Origin of the sequence: Halomonas sp. KHS3 (genome assembly GCF_000830495.1) — a bacterium.
GTDB lineage: Bacteria > Pseudomonadota > Gammaproteobacteria > Pseudomonadales > Halomonadaceae > Vreelandella > Vreelandella titanicae.
Map to the genome: position 1 here is coordinate 1 of NZ_JWHY01000010.1, position 20,748 is coordinate 20,748.

15 protein-coding genes are annotated in these 20,748 nt (G+C 53.5%); 11 read left to right on the plus strand and 4 right to left on the minus strand.

Annotated features, from left to right (window positions below; all coding sequences use genetic code 11):
* Positions 1-17: 17 nt before the first annotated feature.
* Both RO22_RS24905 and RO22_RS19190 read left to right on the plus strand, forming a co-directional pair.
* Positions 18-4,910: an immunoglobulin-like domain-containing protein gene (locus RO22_RS24905; RefSeq protein ID WP_200890272.1), complete on the plus strand. Its 4,893-nt coding sequence runs from the start codon at positions 18-20 to the stop codon at positions 4,908-4,910.
* Between the two features lie 104 nt (positions 4,911-5,014).
* Positions 5,015-5,335, plus strand: a complete 321-nt coding sequence (locus tag RO22_RS19190; RefSeq protein WP_022522757.1) for a hypothetical protein — start codon at positions 5,015-5,017, stop codon at positions 5,333-5,335.
* Positions 5,336-5,358: 23 nt separating this feature from the next.
* Here RO22_RS19190 and RO22_RS19195 read toward each other — a convergent pair whose 3' ends face one another.
* The 3 genes from RO22_RS19195 to RO22_RS19205 all read right to left on the minus strand — a co-directional run bounded on the left by RO22_RS19195 (position 5,359) and on the right by RO22_RS19205 (position 8,767).
* Entirely contained in the window at positions 5,359-7,260 is a 1,902-nt protein-coding gene (locus tag RO22_RS19195) for an EAL domain-containing protein (RefSeq protein ID WP_027958399.1), read from the minus strand.
* Positions 7,261-7,274: 14 nt separating this feature from the next.
* Positions 7,275-7,976 carry a transglutaminase-like cysteine peptidase gene (locus tag RO22_RS19200; RefSeq protein WP_009287953.1) on the minus strand — a complete coding sequence of 234 codons (702 nt, stop codon included), beginning with the start codon at positions 7,974-7,976 and terminating at the stop codon, positions 7,275-7,277.
* Positions 7,977-8,062: 86 nt separating this feature from the next.
* On the minus strand, positions 8,063-8,767 hold the full coding sequence (locus RO22_RS19205) for an arylesterase (protein ID WP_027958400.1): 705 nt from the start codon (positions 8,765-8,767) through the stop codon (positions 8,063-8,065).
* A 76-nt stretch (positions 8,768-8,843) separates the two neighbouring features.
* Here RO22_RS19205 and RO22_RS19210 point away from each other — a divergent pair, with 76 nt between their 5' ends.
* The 4 genes from RO22_RS19210 to RO22_RS19225 all read left to right on the plus strand — a co-directional run bounded on the left by RO22_RS19210 (position 8,844) and on the right by RO22_RS19225 (position 14,598).
* Positions 8,844-9,644, plus strand: a complete 801-nt coding sequence (locus tag RO22_RS19210; RefSeq protein ID WP_231500643.1) for an ABC transporter ATP-binding protein — start codon at positions 8,844-8,846, stop codon at positions 9,642-9,644.
* Positions 9,641-12,232, plus strand: a complete 2,592-nt coding sequence (locus tag RO22_RS19215; RefSeq protein ID WP_009287954.1) for an ABC transporter permease — start codon at positions 9,641-9,643, stop codon at positions 12,230-12,232. Before RO22_RS19210 ends, RO22_RS19215 begins: the two co-directional genes overlap by 4 nt.
* Positions 12,233-12,633: 401 nt before the next feature.
* Positions 12,634-13,551: an alpha/beta fold hydrolase gene (locus RO22_RS19220; protein WP_027958402.1), complete on the plus strand. Its 918-nt coding sequence runs from the start codon at positions 12,634-12,636 to the stop codon at positions 13,549-13,551.
* Between the two features lie 15 nt (positions 13,552-13,566).
* Positions 13,567-14,598 carry a patatin-like phospholipase family protein gene (locus RO22_RS19225; RefSeq protein WP_027958403.1) on the plus strand — a complete coding sequence of 344 codons (1,032 nt, stop codon included), beginning with the start codon at positions 13,567-13,569 and terminating at the stop codon, positions 14,596-14,598.
* A 3-nt stretch (positions 14,599-14,601) separates the two neighbouring features.
* On the opposite strand, the gene RO22_RS19230 is transcribed toward RO22_RS19225, so the two are convergent.
* A complete protein-coding gene (locus tag RO22_RS19230; protein ID WP_022522766.1) occupies positions 14,602-15,171 on the minus strand; it encodes a Smr/MutS family protein in 570 nt (189 codons plus the stop codon).
* A 176-nt stretch (positions 15,172-15,347) separates the two neighbouring features.
* Between RO22_RS19230 and prmB the strand changes: the two genes are divergently transcribed.
* From prmB to phaC, 5 genes are all read left to right on the plus strand, one after another.
* Positions 15,348-16,307: a 50S ribosomal protein L3 N(5)-glutamine methyltransferase gene (gene prmB / locus RO22_RS19235; protein WP_027958404.1), complete on the plus strand. Its 960-nt coding sequence runs from the start codon at positions 15,348-15,350 to the stop codon at positions 16,305-16,307.
* A 13-nt stretch (positions 16,308-16,320) separates the two neighbouring features.
* Positions 16,321-17,412, plus strand: coding sequence for a chorismate synthase (gene aroC, locus RO22_RS19240; RefSeq protein ID WP_027958405.1), 1,092 nt, complete (start codon positions 16,321-16,323; stop codon positions 17,410-17,412).
* A 62-nt stretch (positions 17,413-17,474) separates the two neighbouring features.
* Positions 17,475-17,984, plus strand: a complete 510-nt coding sequence (locus RO22_RS19245) for a hypothetical protein (protein WP_051430497.1) — start codon at positions 17,475-17,477, stop codon at positions 17,982-17,984.
* A gap of 253 nt (positions 17,985-18,237) precedes the next feature.
* Positions 18,238-18,648 (plus strand): phasin family protein, encoded by a 411-nt coding sequence (locus RO22_RS19250; protein ID WP_007113285.1) that lies wholly within the window; start codon positions 18,238-18,240, stop codon positions 18,646-18,648.
* Positions 18,649-18,766: 118 nt separating this feature from the next.
* Entirely contained in the window at positions 18,767-20,674 is a 1,908-nt protein-coding gene (phaC, locus tag RO22_RS19255) for a class I poly(R)-hydroxyalkanoic acid synthase (protein ID WP_081742571.1), read from the plus strand.
* The last annotated feature ends 74 nt before the right edge of the window (positions 20,675-20,748 follow it).

Genomic DNA, 20,748 nt, shown 5'->3' on the forward strand with positions numbered 1-20,748 from the left:
ACGGCGAGAACGTCACCGTGGCCCTTGAAGACGCCGCGGCCACCGACGGCAGCGCGTTCGAGAACGTCACCCTGGGCGACGCCGCCGAGACCACGGTCACCGACACTATCGACACCGTCGATGCCACACTGACCTCGACGCAGGCAGCAGGCAGCAACGAAGACGCTGTCACAGTGACCTACACCATCACACTGGGCACTGCACCAACAGCGACTGAAACCTTCACCTTCGACGTCAATGGCGAGCAGCAAACTATTACAATAGAAGCGGGTGCCACCAGCGGCACCACTGAGTTCACTTTCAGTGATCCCGATGTGTTTGTTGATAGCGATACCATTAGTGCACCGACCAACTTTGAAAGCAGCAATAACAGCGGCTACGAAGACCTCAATCTTGTAAACAGTGCCACCGCGCATGAAGTTGTCGATAGCATCGATATCACCACGCTCACCTTGAATGATGTCTCCGTGGAGGAAGGGACTGGTACAGCGACTATCACTGCCACGCTCAGCAACCCGGCGGGCCAGGGCTTCACCGTGACTTTAAGCAATGGAGCCACCATTGTGTTTGCTGAAGGAGCCACTGAAGGCACCTCAAACGCGTTCGTGGTTCAGGGTGACGACGTCTACCTTGATAGTGAAAGTTACAGCGTCTCAGTTGCTGATGAAGGTGATCACAACTTTGAGAAACTAGACAGTAGTGATTCCGCGATGGTTACGGTCAACGATACTATCGACATCACCACTGTTGGCATCACTGCCATTGTGACGAAAACTTCTGAAATTAATGTTGGCAATGTCGATGACACCGATAGCTTCACCGTGACAGCCTATCGATCCGAGGATGATCAAGGAGCTATCTCCAAAGTCACAGGCACCGACCACGATGGATTTGGCGTCGAGGGTACAACTTCTGGTAGTGGTGATAGCAGCGAACTTGGTTATGGTACTAACGGTGGTAGCGAAAAAATCGTTGTTGACTTTAATAACGAAGTGAAAACCTTTGATATTCAGTTCGCTTGGCGTAACAACGGTGAGAAGGCAAAAGTTGAATTCTTTGATGAAGATGGAAACTCTGTTGGTTGGGCAATCGTGTCTGGCGGCGGTACGTCGACGGATGCTCTAGTGACTTACTACGACGCTGAGGGCAAAGTCACCAAAACAGAGCATGCGGCTGGTGGTTCTGACCGTGTTGACAACTCATATACCTTTGAGCCGGGAAGTGGCGAAACGTTTGTCCGTGCGGAGTTCACAGCAGTTGGTTTCGATGATGATTACCTAATCCATTCCATTCAATACAAGGAAGTGATGAACGGTGAGGCGATTAGTATTGATGGTGCATCCGAAGTCATCTTCGAAATTGAGACATCCAACCATCCTGACGAAAGCAAGTATGATTTCGTAGATACTTTCCCGACCGCTACGGTAAATATTGGTGGCGAGATTTATGAAGTCAAGCTTGATCGCAATGGCAAGGGATCTGTGGCGGTTGAAACCGATGGTGCCGAAGATCTGGTTGCGAAGGTCATTGAGGTGAATGGCAACTTCGAAGAGGTTGCTGTACCAGTCAGCTTAACACTAGAGAACAACACTCCTACGATTGAGAGTATCACTACCGCTGCCCAAGGCGGAGAGGTAGACGAAGGCGACAATGCCGTCTTCGAGGTCGCGCTGAGCAATTCTAGTGGCAGCACCCAGACCTACGCCATCAGCCTAGGTGCCACCGGTGATACTGCCACCAGCGGTTCGGACTATGATGACGTGCTGGCGAACGCCACCTTCAGTGATGGTGTTACTTATGCCAACGGCCAGATCGCTGTGCCTGCGGGTATTACAACGTTCAGCATCACCGTTGAAACGATTGAAGACTTTATCGACGAAGCGGATGAAACTTTCACACTTACAGTAGGAGGCGAGTCCGCCGAAGCGACTATTATCGACGCTGATAGCACCCCAACCTCCACCAACGACGTTGTCAGCTTGAATGAGGGCGCTTCCAATGTAGTTTTGGGTATCAATGATTTTGGTGACTACTCGGATGTAGATAACGAACCATTAGAAAGTGTGCGCATAGAGTCTTTGCCTGATAACGAAATTGGTAAGCTTCAGTTAAATGGAATTGACGTGGCGGTTGGCGAGGAGGTGACAGCTCAACAGCTGACTAACGGTGAGCTTGCGTTTATTCCTGCTAATTCGGATACAGACGCAGATACGTCATTTGAATTTAAAGTCTCCGATGGACAAAATTGGTCAGCGGATACTTATATGACGACGGTCAATATTGATGCCGTTGCTGATAAACCAACTGTTGCCATCTCTCTTGGCGATGCGATGTCTGTCGATGAGACAGGCACCATTTCGGGTCAATCTAGGGAGTTTACTGAGCTACTTGGTGAAGAGCGTGGAGATGGCAATATACAGGGAACGCCTAATTACAATTATTCTGAAGCTTCAACCCAAGTATTTGACTTTGGCACAGTGTTTGCTGGTCAACAAGTTACTGTTGATATGCCCGTGCTAATCCAAGGTAGCTGGAATAGTGGCTGGAATGTGTTTGATGACCGTTGGGTTGTCAGAGCAAATGGTGATGAAGAGTTTGTTTTTGATGATTATGGCTCTTCATCGAATTACAACCTTAACTTCGTTGATAATGTTTCAATTACCACGACTCTTGACAGTCAAGGAAGATTGACGCTGGAATTTAGTGCAGCAACAACAGAGACATCTGAAACAGCGACTATTCAAGGTGCAACCGTTTCGGTTGGCTCTGTTGAAGTTACTGAGGTATCTGCTTATCAATATGCTGTTGATTTAACTGCTGCACTTAGCGATACAGATGGCAGTGAGACCTTGAGTATTAAAGTCACAGGCGTACCCGAAGGTGGTGTGCTTAGTCAGGGGGCAGAACAGGGTGATGGCAGTTGGCTGATCGAAGTAGATCCGGGTGAGACCAGCTACAGCGGCAATGGTTTGACATTGACAGTACCTGTTGGTCAGGCGGGCGAAGATTTCCAGCTTTCCGCTGAAGCTATTGCGACCGAGTCTAATCCAGGCACCACGGATACAACGGTCGAAACATTAACTCGTTCAGCAACTGATTCGGCTGAAAGCAAAACTGTACCGATACCGCCAGATAATACTGCTTCTGAGCCTGACGATAACAGCGGTGAACCTGAAGGCTCATGGGAAGGTTTCGAAAGTAACGATGATCATACATTGAATTGGTGGGATCCATCCGAGCCTTATAATTTAGGTGGGAACGCTACTAGTGTAGATATTGAGCTCCAAGGGTTCGGTGGGGTTTTCGACTCAGGGTATGTAGAATTTTATGAGGACGGCAACTCTCTAGGCTATTCATACCTTTCCAAGGGGAGTAATAATGGTTCGTTTGAACAAACGTTCACTCCCGGCTTTGAATTTGATTCTGTTAAGGTCGTGCGTACCGGTGGAGAGTTCGAGATTAAAAGCCTGGCAGCTTATAACGCGACGCAGGCACAGCTGGTCGACGGCATTGTAGAAGGCGCGATGTACACCACCTCCTCCGGGCTTAGCGGTACTACCGATGAGAACGGTGCTTTTGAGTACCGTGACGGCGATTCGGTGACCTTTATGGTAGGCGATGTCGTGATAGGTACCGCCTCCGCGGAAGCCCTTGCCGATGGCAAAGTGTTCCTGCAGGAAATGGCGAATACCGAGCTGACTGACCTCAACAATGAGTACGTTGAGAATATGGCAGTGTTCCTGCAGTCGCTGGACGCGGACGGCATAGCCGATAACGGCATCACCATTACCTCCGCCATGAACGCCGCCTTTGAAGGCAGTACGCTTGATTTGCGTAACGTTTCCGAGGCTGAGCTTAAATCGGCACTGGAGGGAGTTGGTGATAGCTACGTCACCGAAGAAGACGCCATGCAGCACGTGCGCGATATGCTTGAGAAGCATGCGGGGATTACCACCTTTGATGAACATACGGATGATTCAATCAAAACGGCGGTGCTCGCTCATGACGTGATCGACGGTCTGACCTACCAAACCAGCAGTGGCTTGATCGGCGAACTCACCGATGGAATGTTTGCTTTTGACGAAGGTGACACCGTTGAGCTATTTGCTAATGGCCAGTTGGTCGCTTCGTTTGCCACTGCCGATATAGGTGATGATGGTCTCATCACCTTCGCTGAAGCAGGCTTCTTGATGAGTGCCGAAGAGCTTGACGCACTGATTAACAGTGAAGAAGAAACTCAACCTTCTGTTGAAGGGGAGGAAGCGGTAGACGAGCCAGAGCCGACAGACGACACCACTGTTGACGATGCTGAAGACATCGATGAGGAAGAAAGTCGTGACGATAACATTACAGATGACGATACCTCTTCAAGCGATAAGGCGTCAGAAGATGAGAGTGAAGAAGAAGTCGTTGAAGAAGGTGTAGCGACACCTGATGACGAGCAGAGTCAGGATGATGCTCTAACGCAGGGTGATGAACTAGCGCAAGAAGAAGTGCTGGCTGACAATGATGAAGTCACTAACGTTGCTCCAGCAACACCAGGGGATGAAAAAGAGGAACCGGAAAGTAGCGGTAATGGCTATTCGTTGCTAGAAGATGACGAGACGCTGTTTACCTTGAACGATGATTCAGAGAATGCAACAACACCAGTCCCCGCGAGTGAGTTGCAGACTAGCGAATCTGAAGGTGATATCGAGGCTTCACTAAGTGAGAGTGAGTTGTTCTCCAGTGATGAAGACGAAAGCGTTGATAGCCTGCTGCCGCCTTCTGAAAGTGGTGAAGAGAAAGCCAAGCCTGCTCCTGATGCGCCGCAAGAAAGCACTGTGTCGACTGAAGTGGAACCGGCGGGTGGGCATACTGATTATGTGAAACTACATAATGACCATGCTACCAGTAACTCTGATATTTAATCAGTCGTACAATCAACAAGGCCGCCCACAGGGCGGCCTTGTTGTATTAATGCTTTAATTACCTTTCGCAATACTTGAGCGCGTTTACTTACAGAGGACAGGTCATGCTCTACACCAAACGTAATACATCCGGCGAGATCCTGATGCTCAGCAAAGAACCAACGTCAGAGTGTAACGAAACGATTGATCCTGATTCACCTGAGGTACTGGCTTTCCTTGCTGATCAGCCAGGATCCTCAGCACACTTTATAGCGTCTGACTTAGCGTTTGTGAGGGTGGTAGAAGATATTCTTGAGGTGTTACTAAACAAGGGAGTCATCACTTTCACTGACCTTCCGGAAGCTGCACAGGCGAAAGTGATGGAGCGTAAGTCCTTGCGGGTTAAAAATGATGTAGGTTTGCTAAGCGACGACGACACTATCTAGTCGTCGTCGATTGCGTTTATGCGTTAAAGGCGTACGCCTGGTCCGGTGGCTCCATCGACACCCACGCGGAACAGGCAGGCTATTTCCTCATCGTCTGCAACGCCTTCCCCTATCACCTGAATGCCCAATGAATGGCAGAGCGTAGCCATGCCGCGGACAATGGTTTGCTGCTCATTTGAAGCATGCAGTTGGTGAATAAGACTGCTATCCATTTTTAAGTAAGCAAGACCCACATCGTGTAAATCTGCAAGTTTGGTGAATTCTGCCCCCACATGCTCTATACCAAACGTGCAACCAAGGGGCCGTAAGGCGGTACAAAGCCCCCGTAAGCTACCAATCGCGTGCGTGCTAAGCGTGGCGGGCACTTCAAAGCAGAGCTGCTTGGCCAATAGTGGGTGCGCTGCCAACAGAGTCCGTAGCTCGTTAACGAACTGTGTATTAGTGATCGATGCCGCAGAGAGGTTAATGCCTACCGGCTTTAGATCATCTTCTAGATTAGCGAGCGCTTTTTTGACCACGGCTAAATCAAGTGCAGGCTCCATCTCAAAGCGGGTGATCCAGGGAATAAAGACTCCGGCGGTTTGCCACTCCCCACCTAGCAGTAAGCGAGCCGGGCATTCGTAATGGATGATGTCTCCGTGAGCGTCTACTACCGGGAAGTACGCTAACTCAGGGCCAACCAGGATTGCTGCTTCCAGTGCATTTCGCCATTCGGCATGGCTGCTGTAGAGTGAAATACGCTTGCGCTGACGCACGACTACCTGTTCAAAGGACGTTAGGCTTTCGGCTTGTGCCAAAGCGTCATCCAGGGTGGCTAACAGTGTGCCGCGATCATCATGTGGAGCATAAGGAACAATCGCCGTTGGTAGATAAATCTCCACGTCGGGCTGCGTGGCGGCTACCTCGGCTAACGCTGCCATCACCTGAATTCGAAGCTCCTCTACATCATCCATAAGCGGCAGCATAAAGATAAAATCGCTGCCGTTAAGGCGGCCTACCATTGGTTCTGCCGACGCGCTGTCCAATTGCCCCAACTGGGTAACCAGCGTATTTAATAGTTGGTCTGTGGCAGCGTAGCCGAGCTGCTCATTGAGTGACTCTAATGCCTGTACGCGAACCATGATCAACATGCCCGTTGCGCGGGCATCTTCACTGCCCAATTGAGACGAAAGCTTACCCATAAACACGTCGCGATTCAGCGCACCGGTGACTCGGTCATGCTGTAAATGGCGGCGTAACTCGTCCAGCTTATGGCTTTCATGACTGAGCATCTGATGGACATTGGCAGAAAGCACGTTCATTGCTTGAGTGACTTGGCGTAACTCCAGCGTGCGTGGCTCCTTAATAGTGGTAAACCGCCGCGCACTGATATCTTGCGCCTGAGTGACGACGCGGGAAAGGGGGTGCTTAATACCACGAACGATCACGGTAGCAATCGCTAAACTAATCACTCCGGCAAGTAAAAACCAAGCAGCGAGTTCCAGCATGCTGCGCCATAAAGAGGTGTAGGCAAAACTGTGTTGGCTCTCAAGCTCCAACGTACCGTACTGTCGCCAGCCATCTTGAATCGTCGCGGTGCCGTTGGGCACATCAAACTCAATAAGCTGACGAAACCAGGCGGGCACATCGCCACTATACTCTTCGGCGGAGCGTTCAATAAGTACGCTATCGTCCGTATCGCGCAGGGTGATTCGGCGGTAGTAGCCGGTGTCAAATTGAGCTGCGATTAACAGTTCGAGGGTGACAAGGTCTTTATCGAGCTGGCTCATTGAAAGCGCCAAAGCGGTAGCATTGTCAGCGTTCTTAATGCGCACTTCCTGTTCGATATAATCGCGGCTAGTGGTAATACTAATGGCAAGACTACCAATGAACGACAGCAGCAGCAGGGCGATAATGGCAATCCAAAGTTGTTTGATAAGTGACATCGTGCCAATTCCTCTTAAATGAAACCCTGGGTTTGCATACGTTCAATGACGCTGCGCCAGCGTGATAGCCGAGCCAATGGGTCTGCGCGGGATTCAGAAGAACCACCTGCCCAAAGTCCATCGCTATTAAAACTAAACAGTGGGTCGAGATCAGTACGCTGAGAGGCAGGGGTGATAGACGGTACAATATTGTCTAGCACCAACGGTTCTGCATCTGGGGTCGAGTAATAGCCTAGCACCATGTGGGCTTGGGTAATTTGACTACGCCCAATGCGCGCACGGACATAAATCATGCGTAGGTACTGACTAGTAATGCCTAATTGTTTAAGGGTAATGTACTTGGCAATGGAGTAATCCTCGCAATCTCCCTGGCCTTTACCCATTGCTTCCAAAGGCGTAGCCCAATAATCCTCTTGCCCCCACACCTGGATATCGTCAATCCACCGGATGCGGCGATTAAAGAAGTCATTAACCCCACGCAGCTTGGCTTGAACGTCTTGGTTTTGTAGCTGTTGAAGCAGGTTAAACCACTCCTCTAATACGGACAAACCAGCCTGCCCATACTGTTGCTGCATGCTTTGGCGTAGGCGTTGTGGATCAAACGCTGCGGCAGGCGTTGGATGAATGCCAAGACCTGCGCCTAACCAAAGCGCGCCGACTGTTGCTAAGAACTGTCGACGCGAGAATGTAGGAGTGTGATGCGAGGATGCAGGCATGAGTCGCCGTTAGTAACCGCCAAATAGGGCTTAAGATTACAAGCTGACGAGTGGAAGTGCTACACCTCTCAGTCAAAAGGCTGAGGTTATTGAACCGCTGCCTGATGCGTGGTTTCTAATAGGGGTTCAATTAGCGGCTCAAGTTCGGGCCATACATTGTCGAGGATAATCGGCTGAGCATCGGCGGTAGGGTGAATGCCATCGCTCTGCATTAACGCCTCGTTCAGGGCGATATCCTCCAATAAAAAAGGCACTAGGGAAACGTCATACTCTTCCGCCAGCGAGTGGAAAACCCCGGTGAAGGCGTCTCGGTACGCTTGGCCATAGTTAGGCGGGATATCGATCCCCAGTAGCAGCACCTGAGCACCAGCGTCTTGGCTCTGCTCAATCATACTGGCTAGGTTTGCCTGCATTTGATTGGGTGATAAGCCGCGTAGACCATCGTTGCCGCCCAGCTCAATGAGAACAATATCCGGCTCCCGCTGTCCGAGAAGGTCAGTGAACCTTTGTAATCCTCCAGACGTCGTTTCACCACTAATGCTGGCGTTAATGACTTGGGCATCATCTCCCAAGCGTTCTTCCAGTAGGTTCACCCAGCCCTCATCACGCTCTATGCCGTAAGCGGCGCTTAAGCTATCACCCATCACCAGCAGGGTGGGGCCCGGGTTTGTGTCTGCGTTGACAGGCTCTGCGTTGATAGACGATGAGGCAAAGGTGACTATCAGCAGCACCAGCCATCCGGTTACCATGCGGTTCAGTCCATGCCATGCCATAGGGATGCCACGCTTCATGTCTTATTCCTCAAGTTCAAACTCTTCAAGTTCAAGCTCCTCAGATAAAGCTGCCAATGCTGCTATGGATATATCCATGTCGAGCGAGGCATCCCAAGGTGAGCGCCAAGCTACTACCGACAACCAAGCGGTAGCCGATGTTCCCCGCGGCACTGTTAGGCAAGCCGTGCTGCACGCTGACAAACTTTCTAAAAAAGTCACCAGCGGTGAACGCTCGCTCACCATCTTACACGACCTGTCGCTGAGCGTAGCGGCGGGAGAGAGCGTAGCGATTCTGGGTAAGAGCGGTGCGGGTAAATCAACGCTTTTGGGGCTATTAGCGGGTCTTGATACGCCAAGCGACGGTGAACTAACGCTGTTTGGACACGCATTAAGCCGTTTGGATGAAGATGGTCGAGCAGCGCTGCGTGCCGGACGAGTAGGCTTTGTGTTCCAGAACTTTCAATTGCTGCCCACTTTGAGTGCGCTTGAAAACGTCATGTTGCCCCTTGAATTATCGCCCCGCGCCGGAGAGACGCAAACCGCTGCTCAGTGGTTGGAGCGTGTTGGGCTTGGTGAGCGAGTGAACCACTTACCCAAACAGCTTTCCGGCGGCGAGCAGCAGCGCGTTGCCGTGGCGCGTGCTTTCGTGACCGACCCCGAGCTGGTATTTGCTGATGAGCCCACCGGCAACCTGGATCTGGATACCGGTGGGCAAGTCATAGATTTGCTCTTCCAGCTCAACCATGAGGCGGGCACTACGCTTATTCTGGTTACTCACGACCACGCCTTGGCGCGGCGCTGCGATCGCTGCTTGCGGTTAGATCATGGCAAGTTAGAAGCCGTACTTGAAAACATCGTACCAACTGCCGCTTCGATTGATGAGGGCGCGCAATGAGTGATGTGAATTGGCGTTTGGCGATGCGCAGCCTCAAGCGGGATCTGCGCGCAGCTGATGTGCGTGCGCTATTTATTGCCCTGGTATTGGCTGTCGCGGCCTCCACCATGATTGCGTTTTTTCTTGATCGGTTAGAGCGCGGTCTGGAGCGCCAGGCAGGGCAGATGTTGGGCGGAGATCTGGTGCTAGAGCAGCGTGATCCTTTTTCCGAGGAGCTGAGAGAGCGCTTGGAAAACGCTGGTTTTGTGCTTAGCGACCAAGTGGACTTGGTGTCGATGATTAGCCGCGAGGGGCGCTTTCAGCCTGCCAGCTTAAAAGCCGTGGATGAAGTCTACCCTCACTACGGTGTCTCCTACGTGGACTTTGGCAATGGCACCGAGCAAACTGCTTCTGGTCCGCCGCCAGGGGAGGCGTGGGCGGATCCACGCTTGATGGAACTGGTCGAAATCGAGCTGGGTGATCGAGTACAGGTGGGGCAAACTGAACTGGCCGTAACGGGGATCATCGAGCGCGAAGCGGATCAGTCCGGTGGTTTTGGTAGTTTTAACCCGCGCTTGATGCTCAATACGGCAGATGTCGAGGCAACGGGCCTGGTTCAAGAGGGCTCACGGATTGAGTTTGAAATTCTAGCCGCAGGCCCGCCGGAGGCGCTCGATCAAGTACAAGGCTTACTTGCTGAGCTACGCCGCAATGGGGTAGAGGTGCGGGATGTTCGCGTTGACCGTCCCCAGCTTGGCAATGCGTTACAGCGGGCAGAAAGCTACCTGGGGCTAGCCGGGTTAGCGGCGGTATTGCTGGCGGGTGTGGCCGTGGCAATGTCTACCCGGCGTTATGTCGAGCGCCATTTGGATACCGCTGCGCTACTGCGCTGTTTTGGTGCCAGCCAGCGTCAGTTAGTGACGATTTTCACCCTTCAGTTACTCGGTTTGGCACTGGTCGCGGCAGTCATTGGAGCGCTGCTTGGCCTTCTTGGCCAAGCGGTGCTGATTTGGCTATTGGTGAGTTTTCTACCCATGACACTTCCGCCACCGGGGCTGATGCCACTAGGGTTGGGGGTCTTCACCGCGCTTGCCGTGCTGGTTGGGTTTGCCGGGCCAACGCTGTTGCGTATCAAGCAAGTCAGCGCACTAAAAGTACTGCGTCGTGAGCTAGATCCACTGCCGCCATCGGCCTGGCTGGTCGTTGGCGTAGCGAGCATCGTGTTTGGTGGGTTGCTTTGGCTCTACTCGGGTAGCCTGCCACTGGCGATTGGATTATTGATCGGTGGTGCGCTGCTGCTTGGTGTGCTTTGGATAATTAGTGCCTTATTACTTAGCGGCTTACTGCGTGTTGTGCAGCGGTTCTCAGGGCGCAGTGAGTGGTCACAGGCACTTCGCTTAGGCGGCCGTCAATTGGCACGGCGTCGCCAAGCGGGCCTAGGTCAGTTGCTGGCCTTCTCGGTGACCTTCTTTGCCATGGCGATGATTGTCTTGGTGCGTGGCGATTTGCTAAGCACCTGGCAGGATCAACTGCCTGAAAATACGCCTAACTACTTTGCCATCAATATTCAGCCTTCCGAGCGTGACCCTTTTGAAGCGGCGGTTTCACCACGGGTGGAAACCCAAAGCACCCTCTACCCGATGGTGCGTGGGCGAGTGATAGCGATCAATGATCAGCCACCCAGAGAGGCCGTGCCGCCGGATGCCCGTGGCGACAACTCACTGCGCCGTGAGCTCAACCTTACTTGGCAATCTGAAGTGCCAGAAGGCAACCAAGTGGTGGCTGGCGAGTGGTTCACGCCAGCGCAGCTGGGTAGCAACTCAGGCAGTGAGAGCAGCGATGAAAGCCAAGGCTGGATGAGTGCCGTGGAGGCAACACCACAGTCGGGGCCTGTGCCCATTTCAATGGAGGATGGGCTCGCCGAAAGGCTTGGGCTAAGCATTGGTGATGAGATGACCTTCTCGGTGGGTAGCGACGAGATCACTACCCAAATTACCAGCCTGCGCAGTCTGAATTGGGATAGCTTCCAGCCTAATTTCTTCGTTATTTTCCCGCCGGGCGTGCTGGAGCAGTTTGGCCATAGTTACATCACCGCTTTTCACCTGCCAGACGCGGAACAGGGACTGATTCGTGAGCTGATCACCGACTTCCCTGGCGTCTCGTTGCTTAATGTGGACGCGATTTTAGGTCAGGTGCGGGATGTGCTTGCCCAGGTCACCCGGGCAGTGGAGTTGGTGCTCGCCTTGGTGCTACTGGCAGGGATTAGCGTGCTGTATGCCGCGCTGACCGCAAGCCGCCCGGTGCGTGCCCATGAAAGCGGCCTACTGCGCGTATTTGGCGCAGGCAGCAGAATGATTTCACGGGTACAGGGGGCCGAGTACGCGCTGTTGGGTTTTGCCAGTGGTTTGATGGGCGCAATACTTGCGGAGCTAACCTCGGCCGTACTGTATATTTACCTGCTGGATCTCACCCCGCGTTTGCATCTGGGACTATGGGTTTTCCTTCCCGTTGGCGGGGCGCTATTGATCGGTGTCATTGGGCATGCGCTTTCGCGGGGGTTGCGTCGCCAAGCGCCGGCAGCCAGCCTCGGCCTACTGGGTGAAGCTTAATCCGGTGAGGATTTGACGACTCATGAATCAGCGGGCCAGCCAAAAACCGACGACGGTGGCGCTGATGACAGCAACAAAAAAGACCAGATTACGGGCGCGGGTATCACGACGTGGTTTCATAACGGCACCAATGCAGTGTTAAGTACTATGTTAAGTACAATGTTGAAGTAAAATATTCCTAGCATGGTAACGTTTGTCGCCTACGCCGTCATCTTGCTGACCCTGTGACGCGGCCGTTTGTTTAGGATTATTAGGAAACCTCTGATTAACTATTGCGCTCGACCATACGGCGTTAAAAATCGCCTCAAAATGCTCATTTACAACCCGTAAACTCCGCTTTTTCGTTGATTTTTTTACGTTAATCAGAGGCTCCTTAGCTGTTTACTCAGGACTGTTACTTTATGCCCCAAATCACCCCGGCAGCGCTCTCTGTTGCGCCAAAGCCGCTGTCGCTTGCCCAAGGTCGCTTAGCGGCGCTGAGCTGGGGGCGTGCTGACGCCCCAACCTGGTTAGCCTTACACGGCTGGTTGGATAATGCGGCCAGCTTTACCCGATTAGCCCCGCTGTTGGTAGAGGCGTTGGATATTCGTATTGTGGCGCTGGATTTTCGCGGCCATGGTCATTCGGCACACGCGCCACAGGGCGGTGACTATGCCTTATGCGACTATGCCCTTTGGGACTATTGCCATGACGTGTTGGATGCCATGGAGTCCTTGGGGCTGGAGCAAACCAGCTTACTGGCCCATTCCATGGGGGCGGCAGTGGCCTGCTTGCTCGCCGCTTCGTTACCCGAACGCGTCGAGCGGCTAACGCTGATTGATGGACTTGGAGCGCTCAATACGCCCATTGAAGAGACCGCCAACCAGCTGCGTAAGGGGCTTACAGCCTACCGTCGGCCGCTGTCACGAGCGCCGCGTTACCCCGATATCGAGAGTGCCGTTGCTGCGCGTGTTGCAGGCGGGGTCACGCCGCTGGATAGCATCGCGGCAACGCCGCTAGTAGAGCGTAACACCCAGCCTACTGCTGATGGTCATGTGCAAATGCGCACCGACAGCCGGTTACTGAAGCCGTCCCTGGTGCGCTTTACCCCTCAGCAAGTGCTATCGCTACTGGCGGAAATTAACGTTCCGCTGCTATTGATAGAAGGCGAGCAGGGAATTTTAGGCGAGCGCAAATGGGCTCAAGAGGCACGGCAAGCGGTCAAAGGATTAACCCGAAAAGTGCTCAAGGGGGGCCACCATTTACACTTGGAGCCTAGAGCAGTGGCGCAAGTTGCCAAGGTTATCGGCGCTCACTGGGGTAACACTGGTGCCGTTTAAGGGAGGGAACGCAGCATGAATGAATTGGCTCACGTGAGCAGTGGCAATAAAGTCGCTCTGGTATTGGGCAGCGGTGGTGCCCGTGGCTACGCGCATATCGGCGTGATCGAAGCGCTGGAGGCGCGGGGGTTCGAAATTATTGCCGTATCGGGGTGTTCAATGGGCGCAGTGATTGGCGGTATTTATGCCGCGGGTAAGCTGCCTGAATACCGTGACTGGGTGTGTCAACTCGACTACCTGGATGTGCTCAAACTGGTTGACGTAACCTGGAGCTCAATGGGGGCGATGCGTGCAAGCAAGGTCATGAGCAAACTGGAAGCGCTGGTCGGCGATATTCTGATTGAAGACCTAGCGATCCCCGTCACCACGGTAGCGACAGACCTGGTGCGGCAACGGGAAGTGTGGTTTCAAAGTGGCCCTTTGCTGCAGGCGATTCGTGCCTCAATGGCCGTGCCGGGTGTTATAACCCCTGTTCATCTGGGCGAGCAGGTGCTGGTGGATGGCGGGCTGCTCAACCCGCTGCCGATTATGCCTATGGTAGCCGCGCACCAAGCAGACTTTGTGGTAGCGGTTAATGTGACTGCCCATAGCCCGTTGCCGGTGACCTTGGATGAGTTACTGCCTAAAGAGGAGGAAAAAGCCGATAGCCGCACCCAAAGCGAGATCGACCGCGATCAACGCATGAGCAGTTGGATAGGCGATGTACGCGCAGCTACCCAAAAACTGTGGGCAGGGCTGGGTGCCAATGGTGATGGCGCAAACGGGGAGAGCGACGACAAAGAGCTAGAAGAAACCACTGAAGCGCGCGGCAAGCGCGAGTGGAGCAAGCTCGATATGATTTTGGAGTCGTTTGATATTACCCAGGCGGCGTTGGCCAAGTACAAGGTGGCGGGGTACCCGCCTGATGTGCTGATCGAAATCCCCAAAACGGTGTGTAGTACTTACGAATTTTACCGGGGCCGAGATTTGATTCGCCTTGGTCGCCACTTGGCAGATGAAGCGCTGGAACGCCGGATGCCCAGTATCGCTTCCGATGCTACCGAGTAACGGCTACTGACCCCGCTTGCGCAGTAGGATGTACACTGCCCCTGTGCCACCATCGAGATCGATGGCCGAGCAGAACGCCAACACCCCCGGCCACTCCCGTAGCCAGGTATTGGTATGGCTTTTGAGTACAGGAAAATCAGAGGTGGTGCCCCACGCTTTGCCATGCACCACCAGCACACAGCGCAGACCTTGCCCCGCTGAATCACGCAGAAAACTCTCCAACTCCGTGCGGGCCTCCTCCAGCGTATAGCCATGTAGATCAAGCCCCGCCTGCCATGCGGTTTGGCCGCGCTTTAGCTGGCTAAACGTGCGCCATGGTAAGTCGGGCACGCTGAACTCGAGGTACTCTGAGGGGCGCACGGCTTCCACCCGGCCATCCGAAGTGCGCCCGCTGGATTGAGGGGCGCTGCTCTCAACCGCCGCGTTGCGCCGTGCTTCATGGGCCTTAACGTCGCGCTTGGGTTTGCCTGGGTCGGCCTGATTGGTGGCGATAGGGCGTACCCCCGCCGCCTTCAAGGCGTCGCGGAAGGCACTGATATCGTCATCATTCGGCAGGTGGCGGTGTCGCGTCATGTCAGGCTCGGGTGGTAGAAAAATGGGGGTAGCACGGGTGAATCAGTTAAAGAAGCACAGTATAGCGGGCTGAGCGTTGCTGTGAACCGGGCGGCGTGAAAGGTACAATCTTTTATTCGTCATATGGCTCAGGTTCTATTGCCTGCAGTCATGATTATCGTTAACCAGGAGCCGCTGTGACCACGCATCTAAATGTTGAGCATTCTCACTCAACCCTTTCCCTGTCGGAGTCGTTGCTGGTGAGCCAGCTCTTTACGCTGCGCGACTACCTGCGCTGGGTCTCCAGCGAGTTTTATCTGGCGGGCCTGCACTATGGCCATGGTACCGATTCTGCCTGGGATGAGGCGGTGGCACTCTGCTTGGGCGCGCTGCATCTGCCGTGGAATATTGACCCCAGTGTGTTAGAAGCGCGGCTTCTGCCCGTGGAGCGTCAGCGGATTATTGCCTTGGCGCGGGAGCGTGTTACCACCCGCCGCCCGCTGCCTTATCTGCTCGGCGAGAGCTTCTTTGCCGGTCACCCGTTTAGCGTTGACGAGCGCGTGCTGATTCCGCGCTCGCCGATTGCCGAGTTGATTGAAGACGGCTTTGCCGCCTGGTTTCCCGAAGAGCCGCCTGCTAGCGTGCTGGATCTATGCACTGGCTCCGGTTGTATCGGCATTGCTACGGCACTCTATTTGCCCACTTGTGAAGTGGCGCTTGCAGATATCAGCCAGGATGCCCTGGCCGTGGCACGGCAAAATATTACCCGCCATGATGTGGGAGACCGGGTGCGAGCGGTGGAATCGGATGTATTCAGCGGCTTGGAAGGTCGACGTTTTGATCTCATCGTCTCCAACCCGCCCTATGTTGATGCCCGCGACCTGGCCACCATGCCTGCTGAGTTCCGCCATGAACCCTCCTTGGCACTGGGGGCAGGCAGCGATGGCTTGGATATCGTGCGGCGCATACTCCGTGAAGCGCGGGAACACCTAACCGATGAGGGTTGGCTGATCTTAGAAGTCGGCAACTCTGATCGCCATGTGGAAGCGGCGTTTCCCGACGTGCCTTTCCTATGGCTTGAATTCGAGCGTGGCGGCCAGGGCGTATTTGCCTTGAGCGCCGCTGAACTCGACGCCCATGTGGCGTCTTTCCAGTGAGGAACTAATCGCCATGTCTGGCAATACGTTTGGCAAACTATTTACCGTCACTACCTTTGGTGAGAGTCACGGCCCAGCGCTCGGCGCGATCGTTGATGGCTGCCCGCCTGGGTTACCGTTAAGCGAAGCAGATTTACAGCATGATCTGGATCGCCGTCGGCCGGGCAGTTCGCGGCATACTACCCAGCGCAAAGAACCTGATCAGGTGCGCATCCTGTCAGGGGTGTTTGAAGGCAAGACCACCGGCACCTCTATTGGCCTGTTAATCGAAAATACCGACCAGCGCTCTAACGACTACTCAAAAATCAAAGAGCAGTTTCGGCCAGCGCATGCGGATTACACCTACCACCATAAATATGGCCACCGTGACTACCGCGGCGGCGGGCGCTCCAGCGCCCGTGAAACCGCTATGCGAGTGGCGGCAGGGGCGATTGCCAAGAAATATTTGGCCGCCCAAGGTGTTCAGATTCGCGGTTATATGAGCCAGCTAGGCCCCATCAAGATTGATTTCAAACAGTGGGAAGCGGTGGGTCAAAATGCCTTTTTCTGCCCTGACCCGGAGCGCGTAGCAGAACTGGAAGCCTACATGGATCAGCTGCGCCGCGATCAGGATTCGGTAGGTGCTGAGATCACCGTGATTGCCGAAGGGGTGCCGGTAGGGCTAGGCGAACCGGTGTTTGACCGCCTGGATGCTGACCTAGCGCATGGTTTGATGAGTATTAATGCGGTAAAAGGTGTGGAGATAGGCGCAGGGTTTGGTTGTGTCGCTCAGCGGGGCAGTGAACACCGTGACGAGATGACGCCTGAAGGCTTTCTCTCCAATCATGCTGGTGGCGTGCTGGGCGGTATTTCCAGCGGCCAACCCATTGTGGCTCGTTTGGCGCTAAAACCGACGTCCAGCATTACCACGCCTGGCCGCTCTATCGATATCCATGGACAGGCCGTCGAAGTGATTACCAAAGGGCGTCACGACCCCTGTGTGGGTATTCGCGCAACGCCCATCGCTGAGGCGATGATGGCGATTACGTTGCTGGATCACTGGCTGCGTCATCGCGGCCAAAATGGTGAGGTGAGCGTTGATACGCCGCGTTTAACCCAGCGCTAGCGCAATACGGTGAGGTTTGCAGTTCACTGCTACACTCAAACAAAACAGTGCAGGAGCCGCCTATGAAGATTAACGTTGAATTTGATCTTACCCCGGACGAATTTCGCCAATCTCTGGGTCTGCCGGATGTCGAAGCTTTCCAGAAAAACCTGCTGGAAAATATCCAGCGGCAAATGGAGTCTGGGGTAGAGGGCTACGACCCCATGAGTCTTATGAGGCCCTTTCTCCAGCAGCCGATGATGCAGCAAGGGCTCTCGCAGGGACTATCTGAAGGACTGTCTCAAGGGCTAGCCAACTTCGGCACTTATCAGCAAATGATGCTGGATATGTTGCGCCAAGCGGGCAGCGCCAGCACTAATGCCACTAGTGCGTCCTCGTCTAACGGCAGTGCGGCTGAACAGGGTGGTAACACCAGCTCTAAAAGCAGTGCGGCGAGTTCCAGGGCGAGCAGTACTAATAATAGTAGTGCCAATAAAAGTACCAGTAGTGGTGGTAAGGCCAAGTCAACAGCGTCGTCGCGCTCCCGTTCCGGCTCAAGCACACGTTCAACATCCAAGCGCAGTGATTCATAAATCAGTAACGATAGACTGGCAAAAATAGATTGTGGGGAAGTGGATTGAAAGATTGCTAATGGCGATGTGAGAGAGGCATTGCGGAGACGTTTTGTAGCGTTACTGAATGCAGCTACTTAAAACAGTGTCGCTGTTGCAATGCAGCATGTCAGGGACTACTCTTTTTGCAGTGCAGCAAATCAAGGCAAGACAAGCTACATCACGATGAGTCACTCCAAGGCTCATGCCAAGGAACTAAACAGGAGCAGACACTATGCAAGACAATATGATGGACGCCTTCAACGCCCAAACTAAGCAAATGTTTGAGCCCATGCGTAAAATTAATTCGCTGATGCTCAACAACATGGAAAAAATGACCCAGTATCAGCTGGAAGCCATGAAGCGCTACAGCCAGATGGGTACAGAGCGCATTCGTAGCGCCACTGAAATTCAAGACGCAGAAAGCCTGCGTGATTTCGGCACCAAGCAAGCTGAAATGATGAACGAGCTTTCCCAGCAGATGCAGGAAGACGCGCGCGTCATGAGCGAAATGAGCCTGCAGTTTAAGTCTGAAATGGAAAAAATGTTCAGCGAAGCCGGTCAGCAAATGTCCGAGCAAGCCAAGGCGGCTACAAAAAGCGAGCAACCTGCCAAAGCCTCTAGTCAGTCATCGCGCAAAAGCTGATTAGTGACCTCATCGCGGCGCCCAAGGGCGCCGCGATGCATTTATAAGCTTTAATTTATATATGCTTACATAGCCAAAGTGGTCGGTGCGCCCGATGATAGGCGTAGGGAGAATGAGTATGCAGTCAGCGTGGCACAATCCGTTCCAGGCAATATCACAAGGGCTATCTGACAGCCTGTCTGAAGGGCTTTCTCAAGGACTGCCTGAAGGGTTATCCCCAGAGGAAATTGAAGCCTGGAATAACCAGCTTAAAGAGATTAGCGAACAGTACCAAGGATTGATGCAGGATCTGCTTTCCCGTATTGCGCCCAGTGAAGCCGCCGACTCAATTTACAGTGATATGCGTGAAAGCTTTGAAGCGGGTGCGCAGTCATTAATGCAAAACCCTACGCTGCTGTGGGAAACCCAGAACCGTTTGCTTCAAGACCAGTGGCTATTGTGGCAGCAGGCCCTGCGTGGCATGGCTGGCGAGCAAATAACGCCGCTGATTACCCCGGCTAAAAGTGACCGTCGCTTCAAAGATGAAGCCTGGACTCAAAACCCCCACTATATGGCCATTATGCAGCAGTACTTACTGTTCTCGCAGATGGTGGAAGAGCTGGTTGAAAACTTAAGTGGGTTGGATGAAACCCAGAAGCGTAACTTGATGTTTTACGCGCGCCAGTTGGTCAACGCGATGGCGCCCACTAACTTTATAACTACCAATCCAGAGGTCATGCGCCGCACCATTGAAACCCGTGGTCAAAACCTAGTGGATGGTCTGGCCCGTCTACGTGAAGATTTAGGTAACTCTGGTGAGGGCATTAATGTCCGCATGACAGACCGCGCCGCCTTTGGCGTAGGCGAAAACATAGCGGTAACGCCCGGTTCAGTGGTGTATGAAAACGAACTGATTCAGTTGATCCAATACACGCCAACGACGGAAAAGACCTTTAAAACGCCGTTGCTAATGGTGCCGCCGTGGATCAATAAGTACTACATTCTCGATCTGCGCGAAGATAACTCAATGGTGAAGTGGCTGGTGGATCAGGGCCATACGGTGTTCCTGATCTCCTGGCGTAATCCTGGCCCGGAGCAGCGCGATGTTACCTGGGCCGACTATATGCAGATGGGGCCGATCAGCGCGATAGAAGCTATCGAGCAGGCCTGCGGCGAGAAGTCGGTTAATCTTCTCAGCTACTGTGTCGGCGGCACGTTAACGGCATCTACGGTAGCGTACCTCACCAGCACCCGCCGTGGGCGCAAAGTAAAGTCGGTGACCTATATGGCCACGCTGCAGGATTTTCGTGATCCTGGCGATATCGGCGTATTTCTCAATGAGCGGGTGGTTGAAGGCATTGAGCAAACTCTTGAGGCGAAGGGCTACCTTGATGGCCGCTCAATGGCTTACACCTTCAACTTGCTGCGTGAGAATGATCTGTTTTGGTCGTTCTACATTAATAACTATTTGAAGGGCGAGACGCCTGCCGCCTTTGATCTACTCTACTGGAATACTGATGGTACCAATTTAACTGCAGGTACCCATGCCTGGTATTTACGCCATATGTATTTAGAGAACCGCTTGGTTGAGCCAGGTGGCATTGAGCTGGATGGCGTGAAAATTGATCTGCGCAAGGTGTCGGCGCCCAGCTATTTTATCTCCACCAAAGAAGACCACATCGCCAAATGGAACAGCACCTACTATGGGGCGTTGCTACCCAAGGGGCCAGTGACCTTTGTGCTAGGCGGCTCGGGGCATATCGCAGGTATCGTCAACCCACCCCATAAGAACAAGTATAGCTACTGGACTAACGACACACTGCCCGAAAGCCATGAGGAGTGGCTTGCAAGTGCTACGGCTCAGGAAGGCTCCTGGTGGCCTCACTGGCAGGCATGGATGACCGACAATGGCTATGCCAATAGCGAAAAAATGGTGCCCGTGCGCCAACCAGGGGACGGTGAACTCAACATTATTGAGCCTGCGCCGGGCCGCTACGTGAAGATGACAATCCCTGAAGTGTTGGGGGAAATCCCGTCTTCTTCGTAATTGGCATAGGCGAATAGCCTAAGGTTTCGCGAGCTGAAGCTCCCTCCCACTAAAAAGCCCGCTGGCATTTTTGT

What these genes read in the sequence shown, in the direction of transcription:
- RO22_RS19190 (WP_022522757.1), top strand. Translation starts at nt 5,015, where the DNA reads ATGCTCTACACCAAACGTAATACATCCGGCGAGATCCTGATGCTCAGC.
- RO22_RS19195 (WP_027958399.1), bottom strand. Translation starts at nt 7,260, where the DNA reads ATGTCACTTATCAAACAACTTTGGATTGCCATTATCGCCCTGCTGCTG.
- RO22_RS19200 (WP_009287953.1), bottom strand. Translation starts at nt 7,976, where the DNA reads ATGCCTGCATCCTCGCATCACACTCCTACATTCTCGCGTCGACAGTTC.
- RO22_RS19205 (WP_027958400.1), bottom strand. Translation starts at nt 8,767, where the DNA reads ATGAAGCGTGGCATCCCTATGGCATGGCATGGACTGAACCGCATGGTA.
- RO22_RS19210 (WP_231500643.1), top strand. Translation starts at nt 8,844, where the DNA reads ATGTCGAGCGAGGCATCCCAAGGTGAGCGCCAAGCTACTACCGACAAC.
- RO22_RS19215 (WP_009287954.1), top strand. Translation starts at nt 9,641, where the DNA reads ATGAGTGATGTGAATTGGCGTTTGGCGATGCGCAGCCTCAAGCGGGAT.
- RO22_RS19220 (WP_027958402.1), top strand. Translation starts at nt 12,634, where the DNA reads ATGCCCCAAATCACCCCGGCAGCGCTCTCTGTTGCGCCAAAGCCGCTG.
- RO22_RS19225 (WP_027958403.1), top strand. Translation starts at nt 13,567, where the DNA reads ATGAATGAATTGGCTCACGTGAGCAGTGGCAATAAAGTCGCTCTGGTA.
- RO22_RS19230 (WP_022522766.1), bottom strand. Translation starts at nt 15,171, where the DNA reads ATGACGCGACACCGCCACCTGCCGAATGATGACGATATCAGTGCCTTC.
- aroC (WP_027958405.1), top strand. Translation starts at nt 16,321, where the DNA reads ATGTCTGGCAATACGTTTGGCAAACTATTTACCGTCACTACCTTTGGT.
- RO22_RS19245 (WP_051430497.1), top strand. Translation starts at nt 17,475, where the DNA reads ATGAAGATTAACGTTGAATTTGATCTTACCCCGGACGAATTTCGCCAA.
- RO22_RS19250 (WP_007113285.1), top strand. Translation starts at nt 18,238, where the DNA reads ATGCAAGACAATATGATGGACGCCTTCAACGCCCAAACTAAGCAAATG.
- phaC (WP_081742571.1), top strand. Translation starts at nt 18,767, where the DNA reads ATGCAGTCAGCGTGGCACAATCCGTTCCAGGCAATATCACAAGGGCTA.